This is a genomic window from Chitinophaga jiangningensis (assembly GCF_900142605.1).
Lineage (GTDB): Bacteria > Bacteroidota > Bacteroidia > Chitinophagales > Chitinophagaceae > Chitinophaga > Chitinophaga jiangningensis.
Window position 1 is genome coordinate 146,900 of record NZ_FRBL01000012.1, and the last position, 12,205, is coordinate 159,104.

The following is a 12,205-nucleotide window of genomic DNA, read 5'->3' on the forward strand; positions in this document are numbered from 1 at the left end:
GTTAACCCATTGACGTGGAAGTGTTTGACGTGGATTTTATAAACGAGGTCCCGCCAGCGGCGGGACCTCGTTTATTGTTAATTATGGTGATGCTGTTATTCTACATCATCTTCACTGCTGAGGTTGAAATTCATCATGGTGCCCAGCAGGTCGGAGAAGCGGGTTTCGTTTTCCAGCACTTTTTTGCTGATAAGCGAGTAAGCGCTGAGTCCGTGCAGTACGAATTCCATGAGCAGGAGGGCTTCGCGGCCGTTGGCTTTAGGGAATTTTTCCCCTACCAGTTCCCGGAGGCCTTCTACTGACAGGAGGCGGGATTCGTATTGTTTATCGGTGAGGTCGCCGAGGAGTTGCAGCTGATTGCCCTGGTCGAACCATTGGATAACGGTACGGTAGGGGTTTTCGGCTGGGGAGGCCTGCTTACGTTTTTTATAGTTCTCCGGGTTAGGGAAGTAGGTGGCGAACACGGTGCGGATGGATTTATCCAGCAGGTTGTGTGCTACCTGTAGCGGCCCTTCCTGTTCCCCTTCGTACACCAGTTCAATTTTACCGGTGATAGCGGGGATGATGCCCTGCAGGTCGCCGATACGTACCTGTGTTTCTTTTTCTTTGTTGATGATGGCTCTTCTTTCGCCGGCGCTGACAGCATTTTCGAAGGCAGCGATGGTAAGGCGGGCGGATACACCGCTTTTTTTGTCTACGTATTCGCTGTTGCGGGCTTCGAAGGCTACCTGTTCAATGAGGCGTTTGACCATGTCAGAGATCTGCACCTTTTTGAGCTGGTCTGTGTGCACATCGGCTTCCTGTTCGGTGATGAGCAGGGAGTTTTCGATGTTTTTAGGGTAGTGGGTAATGATCTGGCTTTCGATCCTGTCTTTGAGCGGTGTCACGATGGAGCCGCGGTTCGTATAGTCTTCCGGGTTAGCGGTAAACACAAAGAGGATATCCAGTGGCATTCTGATTTTGAAGCCACGGATCTGGATATCGCCTTCCTGGAGGATGTTGAACAGCGACACCTGGATACGAGCCTGCAGGTCCGGCAGTTCATTGATGACGAAAATGCCTCTGTTGGAGCGCGGGATGATACCGAAGTGGATCACGCGTTCGTCGGCGAAGCTGAGTTTAAGGTTGGCGGCTTTGATCGGGTCGATATCGCCGATCAGGTCGGCCACGGAAACGTCGGGCGTGGCGAGCTTTTCACCGTAGCGCTGGCTGCGGTGCAGCCAGGAGATGGGTGTTTTATCGCCTTTTTCGGCGATCAGGTCGCGTGCATAACGAGAGAGGGGCATGAATGGATCATCGTTTACTTCAGATCCTTCTATTACTGGTATATATTCGTCGAGTAAGTCTACCATTTGCCTGGCCATCCTGGTTTTTGCCTGGCCGCGGAGGCCGAGGAAGAGGATGTTATGGCGGGAGAGCAGGGCTCTTTCTGTATCAGGGATCACGGTATCTTCATAGCCGATAATTCCGGGAAAGGCCGAATCTTTTTCTTTGAGTTTGGTAATCAGGTTTTGTCTGATCTCTTCTTTTACTGACTTAGGCTTATAGCCGCTTTTTTTCAGTTCGCCCAGCGTTTTAATGTTAGTGTCCATGCTCAAATTTTGCTGATTACTAGTAGAATAAGTTTAAAACAATTTACGTTTACCATTTTCGAAGTCGTGGAACAAGAATTGGCCGAGATTGTCGGTGCCGCTGAAAAAGGCTTTACCATTATTGGTTTCGGTGAATTCCTGCACAAATTGCTGTAACCACGGGTCGGTGGCTACCATGAAAGTGGTGATGGGGATTTTCAGTTTTTTGCATTGGGCGGCGAGGTTGAGCGTCCGGTTAAGGATTTTTCTGTCGAGCCCGAAGCTGTTTTTATAATACTGTTTTCCCTGTTTGAGGCAGGTAGGCTTCCCATCGGTGATCATGAAGATCTGCTTGTTCGGATTGCGTCGTCTGCGAAGCAGGTCCATGGCCAATTCCAGCCCGGCTACCGTATTGGTATGGTAGGGGCCTACCTGGAGGTAGGGCAGGTCTTTGATTTCAATCTGCCAGGCGTCATTTCCAAACACGATGATGTCGAGGGTATCTTTAGGATACCTGGTGGTGATGAGTTCGCTCAGGGCCATGGCCACTTTTTTGGCGGGCGTGATGCGGTCTTCCCCGTAGAGGATCATGGAGTGGGAGATATCGATCATCAGGGCGGTAGACGTTTGGGTTTTAAAGTCTGTTTCCTTGATGACGAGGTCGTCCTGGTCGATGTTAAAGCTGTCGATACCGTGATTGACCTGTGCATTGTGGATGGAAGCGGTAATATCGAGGTGGTCTACATTATCGCCAAACTGGTAGGGGCGGCTTTCAGCGTTCAGCTCATCGCCCATGCCTGATTTGCGGATGTTATGGTTGCCGGTGCCTGATTTTTTTAGTTTACCGAATATTTCTTCCAGCGCACTTTTGCGGATGGTTTGTTCTGTTTTGGAGGTGATGGATATTTCGCCGGCTTCATTTTCGCGGAGATATCCTTTTTCCTGCAGGTCGTTCAGAAAATCACCTATGCCATAATCTTCATCAGTGAGGCCGTACTCGTTATCCAGCTGGGTGAGCCATTGCAGGGCTTCATTTACATCGCCGCTGGTATATGTCAGGAGTTGTGTGAAGAGATCCAGTAGTTTCTGGAAAGGTGGCTTGGTACTGTCGCCAGGGTTAAACCTGGAAAATGTAATTCCTCTCATAGCACTAGTTCTACTTCTAAAAGTAACGAAAAATAACCGGAATACTAAAATGGAATAATAGGGGCAGAGATTTGCATTTTATCATGAAAGCTATTACTTTCAATTATCAAAAAAATATCTATATGAAAAAACTGAGACATGCATTAATGCTGGCCGGTGGCCTTACAGCCGCTCTATTTGCACAAAGCGCGAAGTCCCAGGCCAGGGCTGATGCATTGGGCTGGAAACTGGGGGCACAGGCGTACACCTTCCATAAGTTTACTTTTGCAGAGGCGCTGGACAAAATGGACAGCTGCGGCATTCAGTACGTAGAGGCGTTCCCGGGGCAACAGCTCGGCGGCGGCCTGGAAGGTACATTTGATTATCATATGTCGCCCGATAAGCAGGAACAATTGAAACAACTGATTAAAAAGAAGCACAAAGTGCTCCTGGCATTTGGTGTGGTAGTACCTAAATCTGCCGCTGAATGGAGAATGCTGTTTGATTTTGCCAATCGCATGGGGATTCAGAGCATTACCACAGAACCGCAGGCCGAGTTCCTGGATCTGATCTCTTCTCTCTGTGATCAATATAATATTAAAGTAGCGATACACGATCATCCTAAGCCTAGTCATTACTGGCATCCTGACAGCGTGCTGGCGGCTATCAAAGGCAGAAGTAAGCTCATGGGCGCCTGTGCGGACATCGGTCACTGGGTGCGTAGCGGTCTTGATCCGGTAGAGTGCCTGAAGAAGCTGAATGGCCGTGTGGTGAGTCTGCATTTCAAAGACCTGAACGAAAAATCAGCGCAGGCGCATGATGTGGTTTGGGGAAATGGTGTTTCAGAAATTCCTGCGGTACTGGAAGAGCTGAAAAATCAGAAGTTCAAAGGACTGTTTTCGGTAGAATATGAGTATCACTGGGATAACAGTGTGCCGGAAGTGAAGGAGAGTGTGAAGTATTGGAGGACTATGGTGAGTAATTTGTAATTATAATTATAGATTGTTTATTAACGAAGAAGAGAGGGCCTGCGGCCCTCTCTTCTTCGTTAAAGCCCGGCACCAGCGGTGCCGGGCTTTAACTTGATATAGATGCAGATTAAAATCTGTAGGTCACGTTGGCAGAGAATCTGCGTGGCATTTGCTGTTCAATGGTAGTCCAACCGGTATAGTATTCCTTGTTGGTCAGATTGTCCAGTTTCAGGCCGATTCTGTATTTCTTCACATCATAGAACACAGATGCGTTCAGGATAGTGTAAGATGGCAGTATGAACTGTCCGGTAGTTACGGTGTTGGTGATGATGTTTTCACCGGCATAGTTACCGCCGAAGCCAGCGCCGAGGCCGTGGAGAACACCGCTTTTCACGGTATAGCTTACCCAAAGGTTAGCCTGGTCAACCGGACCGGAACCTACAGGGCGCAGCCCTTTCGTATTGGCAGGTGCTTCAGGCAGGTTGCTGATATTGTGTGCGTAACCTGCGATGATGTTTAAGCCTGGCAGTGGGTTAGCGCCAACTTCCAGTTCAAAACCGCGGCTGGTTTGCACACCACCCTGGGAGTTGTAGTTATAACTCTGGCCATCAGGCGCCACATAGGTGGCTGGCAGCAGGATGTTATTTACTTTAATATCATAGTAGCTGGCAGTGAGGTTCAGTTTACCGTTAGCCAGTTCTGTTTTCACACCACCTTCCCACTGGTTGGCCTGTTGCGGCTTTATGGTGTATTGGAGTTCAGGCAGTGGGAATGTTTGCGGTGCTACGTTTTTGAAACCGTTCATGTAGTTGGCAAACAGGCTTACTCTGTCTTTCACTACCTGGTAGATCAGCCCAAACTTAGGGGACAGCGCTACCTGGTTGTAGCCGGTGCCGGTGGTTTGGTTGATATAGTCTTTATAACCTTTCAGGTCGTAGTAGTCCACACGCAAGCTGGCCATTGCGAGTAACCTGTCTGTTACATTCAGTACATCGGAGATATAGGCGCTGTAGGTATAGTTGTTACGTTGCCCTCTGGTGGCGCCTTTGTTCTCAGAAGCTGCAATTTTTGCATCCGCAGCCTGTCTGTTCAGTTTATTGTAATTAGGATCATTTTTGAATGCATCCAGCCTGTCAAACATCACATAAGGAGAGTTGTCATCTGTTTGCTGGAGGTGCAGGAAGTCCAGTCCAAACACCAGTCTGTTACGCATGTTACCGATTTTGAAATCACCGGTAAAGTTTTGCTGGATGTTGGTGGAGATGGTGGTGGAGTTCTGCTGGTATACGTATCTGTTCAGGGTATCATCTTTGGCACCGAGGAACATTACATAAGAGTAATAGCCTTTGGAGGTAGCGCTGTTGCGACCAACTACCGTCTGGGAAGTCCATTTATCTGATATCTTATAATCTGCCGTTGCCTGGAGGCTGATAGTAGGCGTTTTATAAGTAATATCGTTCATGGTGTAGGATTTATTGAAATTGAAACCAGCTTTCACCATTTGTTCCGGGGTGTTGTATTGCAGTTTATGGGAGCGGCTCAGGAATATCATTGGCACGTTGGTGGACTCCATGGTATTGAAGATAGTACTGAAGTTCATCGTGAGCTTGTCGTTTACTCTGTATTTCAGGCTGGGAGCGAAGAACATGCTTTTGCGAAGGCCAGCGTCCTGCCAGGTACTTTCAGTGGTGTAAGCCGCGATGGTGCGGAGTACTGCAGATTTATCTCCGTTTAAAGGAACGTTGATGTCACCGGAAACGCGGTTAAGGCCATAGCCACCGGCAGTATAGGAGATTTCACCGCCGAAGTTGTCGTATGGTTTTTTGGTCACGAGATTGATCAGACCACCAAAGGAGATGAGGCTGGAGCCATAGAGCGTACCGGATGGGCCTTTGATCACTTCCAGGTTTTCGATGTAGGCGGGATCATTTACACCGTTGGTAACACCGGCGATACCATTGATCATGGTAGGCTGCACGGTGAATCCGCGCAGTGCGAAATAGCCGGCGCCATCGGCCGGGCGGCCGGTAGAGGACCATACTTTGGAGATACCCGGAACATTTTTGATGGCATCATCAAAGTTGGTAATTACCTGTTCTTTCATCAGGGCGGTGCCTACAACAGCGTATGCCTGCGGGTTTTCCAGGTTTTTGATTGGCAGTTTCGCGATGTATTGGGAGTTTTTTGGATCTTTTTTCTGTGTACCCACTACGGTTACTTCATCCAGTTGTTTATCCGTTACATTCAGGCGGATGGAAACGGTAGTGGTTTTGTTGGCATCTACCTGTACCGCCTGTTCGGTAGTTTCATAGCCCATCATGGAGATGTAAAGGGTATAAGTGCCCGGTTCCAGTTTGCGGAGGGAGAATTCCCCTTTTTCGTTGGATACCGTACCGCGGTCGGTGGGCTTTATTTGAACACTTACGAATGGGCCGGGCTGGCCGTCGTTGGTAACGATGGTGCCTTTGATACTACCTGTATGAGTCTGAGCGGAGGCCACTGCGCAAAAAGCGATCAGTAGTGTGAGAATGCCTGTTAATTTTCTTAGCATATTTAGCGTATATGTTGCTTCCTTAAATATGGCAGTGCGTTGGTATTACAGTGCCTTTGAGGCCGCAAAGTTGGGGCAATGGCATCTCCCTGAGTACTCCAATCGGGAAAATGAGTTACGCGATGCGGAAAAACTGCAAATAAAAAGCCCGGTAACTTTGGTTACCGGGCTTTTATATATCAGGTATTTCTGAATATATTATTTCTTGGTCGAATCAGGAACGGTGTGTACTTCTACCCCTTGTTCCTGGTTTGCGCCGGGAGTTTGCGGGTGACCGAAGTCTACTTTCATACGTTCCATCCAGGCGATCATTTGCTGGGCGGCCTGACCGTCGCGTTTCAGGTCTTCTGTCATTCTGTTGTCCGGCAGTTGGTTGTAGTAGCGCAGCTGCTGGTTACAGTCTTTGATGATCTTATCGGCGATGGCGTCTCCTTTTTTGGTATCGCCGGCCTGGTAGTAAGCGTAGGCTACCTGCAGGGAGGTATAGTTATGCATGTTACCAGGGGAGGTCATTGCGTAAGGGTAGTTTTCGTCCAGGATGTTGGAGTCCATGTAGTTCAGGGCTTTGAGGCCTTCGGCTTTTTTGCCGTCGGCAGCCATGGCTACACCCAGTTTAGCGAATGCCTGGCGGAGATACAGCAGCATTTTCCTGTTAGGCTCATCGAAGTAAGTACCAGGTGTTTGCGCACCACCGAAGGAGAATTTAGTCATCATGTTATTATACATCACATCCCTGTTGATGTTGATGTCCATACCAATCGGATCGTTGTTTGGCTCTTTCGCCAGTGGCACGAGGCGGTAGGTCAGACCATCAGGACGGAGGTAGTCGTTGAGACCGAGATCCGTAGGGCTGGTGAAGTAGATAGGACGTTTCCAGTTGTTGGTAGCGATGATATCGTATACGGCGAGGTCGTTTTTAACCAGGTAGTTTTTGCTGATTTTGAAAGGAACCTGTGGCAGGATACGGGCGCTGTCGGCAGCGGACACAACGCCATCTTTAATCACCTGTTCTTTATCGACAGGGATAAACAGCTGGCGGGTAGGGAGGAAGTTCTCGGAGCCACCGTCCTGTGTATTTACTTTAGCGTTAGCGTCATCGTTGCCCATGAAGGCAATGATTTCTTTCAGGTTAAAGTATTTATCCTGAGGAATATTACCCGGATCGAAGAAGCGGATAAAGTTGCGGGTTTCGCCGCGGTATTTATCAGGTGTCCAGCTCATTGGAACGCCCGGGCTGTTATTCACTTTTACGCGTTGCTGATCGATGTACCAGTCTACACCCAGGAGGGAGAGGTTGATCACGCGAACGTCTGTACGAATTCCTTCTACTTCCTGGGCGTACCAGAGTGGGTAGGTATCGTTATCTCCTACGGTGAAGAGGATGGCGTTAGGAGCGCAGGACTCGAGGTAATCTTTGGCTACGTCTCTGGCGATGGTTTTGGTAGAGCGGTCGTGGTCGTCCCATTCCTGGAAGCCCATGAGCACGGGTACTGCCAGTAAGCAGATCACGGTAGCAACGGCAGGGCCGGTGGTACCTTTGAGTGATTTTTTGAGCCAGTAGTATACCTGGAGTACACCTAAACCGATCCAGACAGCGAAAGCGTAGAAGGAGCCTACATAGGCGTAGTCACGTTCACGTGGCTGGTTACCAGGCTGGTTGAGGTATAATACGATCGCAAAGCCTGTAAAGAAGAACAGGAGGGATACGATCAGGGTATCTTTACGATGGTATTTGTATTGGAAGAAGAAACCGATGATACCGAGGATCAGTGGCAGCAGGAACAGGCGGTTATGTGCTTTGTTCTGGGTAAGACTGTCGGGCATAGCGGATTGGTCGCCATAGAGGAAATTATCTATGAACGGAATACCGGAGATCCAGTTACCATCGCGTACGTTGCCATAGCCCTGGGTATCGTTTTGTTTACCGGCGAAGTTCCAGAGGAAGTAGCGGAAGTACATGAAGTTTACCTGGTATTGCAGGAAGAATTTCACGTTATCGCCGAAGGAAGGTCTTTCACCTTGCTGGAGGCCTAACCAGGAGCGGTAGTAGTCGGCATGGCCCTGATCGTTGCTGGCGTCCCAAACGCGAGGGAACAGCATCATATCTTCAGGCGCATATACCGGGTCCATTTTTTTACCGGAAACTTCGTATTTTTTTTCGCCGCGGGCGTAGATGTTGCCACCTTCTTTGTATTCAGTAGGGCGTGCGGTAAACACCTGACCATAGATCAGGGGGAAGTCGCCATATTGTTCACGACCGAGGTAACCTACCAGGGAGATTGGGTTATCTACGTTGTACATATCTACGGAAGGGTTGGCGGTAGAGCGCACCATGGTAGTTACGTAGGTAGAGTAGCCGAGGAGCATGAACAGGATAACAGCGATAGAGAGTTTGCTGAAATGGACAACTTTCCCTGTATTGAGTTTTACACCAAATGATTTGAGGATGTAAGGGATGGCCAGGAATACTGCAGCCAGGAAGAATTTGGCGGCGATGGTGGTACCTGAAACATCGTTGAAAGCAGGGATTACGATCAGGCTGGCGATCACGATCAGCGGGGCGTAGATACCGAATTTAGGTTTTCTGTAGCCGATGATAAGGATGGCGGTGATGGCCAGGAAGTAGAAGGTAAAACCTGTGAAGAAGCCTAAGCCGAGTTTATTGACGAAGAATACGTCCATATAGCCGGAGGCTCTTATGGTATCCTGGATAATGAATTTCTGCACGATACCGGTGATTGCGCAACCGAGGAGGAATGCCCAGAAGGTACCCCAGGCAGTAACCTTATATTTCCTGAAGTAGTACACCATTACCATGGCTGGGATGGTGAGGAGGTTGAGCAGGTGGACACCGATAGAGAGGCCGAGCAGGTAGGCGATGAGGACGATCCAGCGGTCGGCATAAGGTTCGTCGGCTTCGTGTTCCCATTTGAGGATGGCCCAGAATACGATGGCGGTGAAGAAGGAGGACATAGCGTATACCTCACCTTCGACAGCGGAGAACCAGAATGAATCAGAAAAGGTATAGGCCAGGGCACCTACGGCGCCTGCGCCCATAATAGCGATCATTTTTTCACGGGAGATCTCTTCACCGGCTTTAACCATCAGACGACGGGCGAAGTGAGTGATGGTCCAGAAGAGGAACAGGATGGTGAAACCAGAAGCGAGGGCTGACATGGTGTTTACACCGAGGGCGGCCTGTGATGGTTTCAGGAAAAAGCTGAACAGTCTTCCGAGCAGCACAAACAGTGGCGCTCCTGGCGGGTGGGGGACTTGTACCTTGTACGCACTTGAGATAAACTCGCCGCAGTCCCACAAGCTGCCGGTTGCCTCCATAGTCTTAATGTAAACAAAGCAGGCAATGATACAAACGATCCAGCCTACAATGTTGTTGGTCCTTTTAAAATTCATAAGGTTGTTTTAAGGTCCGACAAAAATAGAAAAAGTAGCAAATTATGCTAATCTGCCGGATAGTTTTAACTTTTTGTAAATATATTTTTATTTGTGACTAATTGGTATACAGCGTGGTAGATTAGAAAGCTGCCTGTTATTATTCTAATATGGCGGCGGGTATAACGCTCCATGCTGCTGGTTTTGCGGCGAACAGTACCTTGGTTTGTGCCCATGTTTGGCGGAAGAGGTCTGATTTCCGGTAGATTTCCAGTGCTTCTTCTGATTCCCATTTGCTGAAAGTGAAGAAGGTGTTACCGGAGGCCGGGTGTTCCCAGAGTTCCAGGTGGAGGCATCCGGGGAAGTTACGGATTTGTTGTTGCTGGCGGGCGAATAGTTCCCGGAAGGAGTGTACCTGATCGGGCAGGAACTCCATTTTAACTAAACGGTTGATCATTGAAAGATGATTCTTACAGTTTGGTAGTATGATAGTTGTTGGAATCCGGCGGGCTGTGTGAGCTGCTCGCGGCGGAAGCCCTGCAGGCCGAATAGGCCGGCTGCGTTGCCTTTGTTGATGGCGATTTCGAGATAACCTGCCGCGTTGAAGAGGGCCAGTTTGGTACCTTCCGGTACATCGGCGTAGGTTTCGCTGATCTGGCTGATGACTTCATCGCGTCGGAAGAAGATTCGAAAGCGTCTGTTTTTGCGTTGTGCGGCAAATTGTTCGCGGGTGATGTTGACTACTACGTTTTCGAAGGCGTCGATATGAATGATCTGGCCTTCGATGAAGTCGTCGCCCACGAGAGGTTGCAGGTTATGTTTGACTACTATTTGCTGGGTGAGGGGAGCCAGTTCGCCGAGTGCGGCGCCTCTGCTTAATTCGCGGGCGGCGGCGGCGAGTAGTTTGATGATGGCGAAGGTGTTTCTTGGTTCATCTTTGGCCAGTGGTATTTTGATTACTTTTTCGGGCATACCGCCGGCGATCATGGTGAGCAGGCCGTTGTCGGCGCAGCCGATGTACTGTCCGTTATGTTCTGCGACGAGCACGTGATCGGGCCGTCGGTCGAACAGGTTGATGAGTACGAAGTGGAAGGTGCCTAACGGGAAGTAGGCGAAAGCGCTTTTGCAGATATAGGTAGCCTGTGGCAGGTTGAATGGGCTGATGTGGTGGGTAATGTCAGTAACATGACATTCCGGGCAGTATTGCCAGAGCTGCCCTTTGATGGCACCTACCAGGTAATCCTGCAAACCAATGTCTGATGTTAATGTAATAATGGACATGCCCTAATATCTAAATCCCAATCCCTTTAAATCGTAACCACACGCCGGTCCTCACTGCATGATGGCAACCTTTACTGCGTCGCTTTCCTGTCAAAAAGAATGCCACCGGTGTAAGATGCAACCTGAGTGCAAAGAAAGTTAAAATAATAATGCAATGTTAAATTAACCGCAATAATAAGTATTTGTACGTACTAACGTTAACGGCTAAAGCAGACAATTGTTTATTTCGTATGTTTTATTGCAGGGGGGACCCTGGTTCTTTTCTGAAGTGATTGAACACGATACCATCGAGTACACCGGGAATGAGTTTGCTGAGCAGTACGGTCAGTTTGCCCTGGGTGGTGAGTACGAGGGTACGTTTGCGTTTAGCGATGGCGGTGCCGATTCGTGCGGCCACTTCTTCGGCGCTCATAAGTTTATCTTCGTTGAGGGGTGTTTCGCTTTGGGCCTGGCCTTGTGGATTGAGGGCGGTGTTGCGGATATTGGAGGCGGTGAATCCCGGGCATACCCACATTACGTTAACGCCTGTACGAAGATTTTCGGTGCGCAGTGCTTCGAGGAAGCCCTGCATGGCGAATTTGGAGGCGGAGTATCCGGTACGGGCGGGGAGGCCGCGGTAGCCGGCGATGGAGGATACTCCTACGATGGTACCTTTATTGGCGAGTATGGAAGGGTAGGCGTATTTAGTGCAATACACGGTACCCCAGAAATTGATATCCATGAGTGATTTGAGTACGTTCAAATCGAGGTCTTTGAACAGGGCGCGCATGGATATGCCTGCGTTGTTGATCAGCACATCGATTTTTCCAAAGCGTGCGATGACGGCTTCGATAAAAGCTTTACAATCGTTTTCCACGCTCACGTCGGCCACGAAGGTAAACACGTCTTTGGCGTTCAGTTCATTTTTCATGGCTTCGAGGGCGGCTTGTTTACGGCCACATACGGCTACGTTGGCGCCCTGCTTTACCATTTCGGCAACGAGGGCTTTACCGATACCAGAAGAACCACCGGTGATAACAATTGTTTTGTGCTGATAGAAATTATTCATGGGTACAATTTAGCGCCACAAAAATAGGAGAGAATTATCTGGAATGAAAATAATTACATGAAACAATTTTTTATATAGTGCGAAAAAAAATTTGGTAGTTATGAATAATTTTCTACTTTTGCACTCCCGAAACAAACGGGAATGATTCCGTAGCTCAGTTGGTAGAGCAATACACTTTTAATGTATGGGCCCTGGGTTCGAGTCCCAGCGGGATCACTGAAGAAGGGCTAGGTAGTAAAACTACTTAGCCTTTTTTTATTTCCCCAAA

8 protein-coding genes and 1 tRNA gene are annotated in these 12,205 nt (G+C 49.0%); 2 read left to right on the top strand and 7 right to left on the bottom strand.

Annotated features, from left to right (window positions below; all coding sequences use genetic code 11):
• Positions 1-95: 95 nt before the first annotated feature.
• Positions 96-1,592, bottom strand: coding sequence for a sigma 54-interacting transcriptional regulator (locus tag BUB18_RS26880; protein WP_073087124.1), 1,497 nt, complete (start codon positions 1,590-1,592; stop codon positions 96-98).
• A 33-nt stretch (positions 1,593-1,625) separates the two neighbouring features.
• On the bottom strand, positions 1,626-2,717 hold the full coding sequence (locus BUB18_RS26885; protein WP_073087125.1) for a vWA domain-containing protein: 1,092 nt from the start codon (positions 2,715-2,717) through the stop codon (positions 1,626-1,628).
• Positions 2,718-2,839: 122 nt separating this feature from the next.
• On the opposite strand from BUB18_RS26885, the gene BUB18_RS26890 reads away from it, so the two are divergent.
• Entirely contained in the window at positions 2,840-3,685 is an 846-nt protein-coding gene (locus tag BUB18_RS26890; RefSeq protein ID WP_073087221.1) for a sugar phosphate isomerase/epimerase family protein, read from the top strand.
• A gap of 109 nt (positions 3,686-3,794) precedes the next feature.
• On the opposite strand, the gene BUB18_RS26895 is transcribed toward BUB18_RS26890, so the two are convergent.
• The 5 genes from BUB18_RS26895 to BUB18_RS26920 form a co-directional block, all read right to left on the bottom strand.
• Positions 3,795-6,218: a TonB-dependent receptor gene (locus BUB18_RS26895; RefSeq protein WP_073087127.1), complete on the bottom strand. Its 2,424-nt coding sequence runs from the start codon at positions 6,216-6,218 to the stop codon at positions 3,795-3,797.
• A 198-nt stretch (positions 6,219-6,416) separates the two neighbouring features.
• Complete coding sequence (locus BUB18_RS26905) at positions 6,417-9,629, bottom strand: glycosyltransferase family 117 protein (protein WP_073087131.1); 3,213 nt, start codon at positions 9,627-9,629, stop codon at positions 6,417-6,419.
• A gap of 139 nt (positions 9,630-9,768) precedes the next feature.
• On the bottom strand, positions 9,769-10,065 hold the full coding sequence (locus BUB18_RS26910; protein ID WP_073087133.1) for a putative quinol monooxygenase: 297 nt from the start codon (positions 10,063-10,065) through the stop codon (positions 9,769-9,771).
• The gene (locus BUB18_RS26915; protein WP_073087136.1) at positions 10,062-10,889 is read right to left on the bottom strand and encodes an SAM hydrolase/SAM-dependent halogenase family protein; all 828 of its coding nucleotides are present in this window, start codon (positions 10,887-10,889) and stop codon (positions 10,062-10,064) included. The genes BUB18_RS26910 and BUB18_RS26915 overlap by 4 nt, the downstream gene beginning before the upstream one ends.
• 235 nt (positions 10,890-11,124) lie before the next feature.
• Positions 11,125-11,937 carry an SDR family oxidoreductase gene (locus BUB18_RS26920; protein ID WP_073087138.1) on the bottom strand — a complete coding sequence of 271 codons (813 nt, stop codon included), beginning with the start codon at positions 11,935-11,937 and terminating at the stop codon, positions 11,125-11,127.
• 143 nt (positions 11,938-12,080) lie between these two features.
• On the opposite strand from BUB18_RS26920, the gene BUB18_RS26925 reads away from it, so the two are divergent.
• Positions 12,081-12,153: transfer RNA gene (locus BUB18_RS26925), tRNA-Lys, on the top strand.
• The last annotated feature ends 52 nt before the right edge of the window (positions 12,154-12,205 follow it).

Bases quoted from the DNA above. Each gene is read 5' to 3' on its own strand.
- BUB18_RS26880 (WP_073087124.1), bottom strand. From the start codon at position 1,592: ATGGACACTAACATTAAAACGCTGGGCGAACTGAAAAAAAGCGGCTAT.
- BUB18_RS26885 (WP_073087125.1), bottom strand. From the start codon at position 2,717: ATGAGAGGAATTACATTTTCCAGGTTTAACCCTGGCGACAGTACCAAG.
- BUB18_RS26890 (WP_073087221.1), top strand. From the start codon at position 2,840: ATGAAAAAACTGAGACATGCATTAATGCTGGCCGGTGGCCTTACAGCC.
- BUB18_RS26895 (WP_073087127.1), bottom strand. From the start codon at position 6,218: ATGCTAAGAAAATTAACAGGCATTCTCACACTACTGATCGCTTTTTGC.
- BUB18_RS26905 (WP_073087131.1), bottom strand. From the start codon at position 9,629: ATGAATTTTAAAAGGACCAACAACATTGTAGGCTGGATCGTTTGTATC.
- BUB18_RS26910 (WP_073087133.1), bottom strand. From the start codon at position 10,065: ATGATCAACCGTTTAGTTAAAATGGAGTTCCTGCCCGATCAGGTACAC.
- BUB18_RS26915 (WP_073087136.1), bottom strand. From the start codon at position 10,889: ATGTCCATTATTACATTAACATCAGACATTGGTTTGCAGGATTACCTG.
- BUB18_RS26920 (WP_073087138.1), bottom strand. From the start codon at position 11,937: ATGAATAATTTCTATCAGCACAAAACAATTGTTATCACCGGTGGTTCT.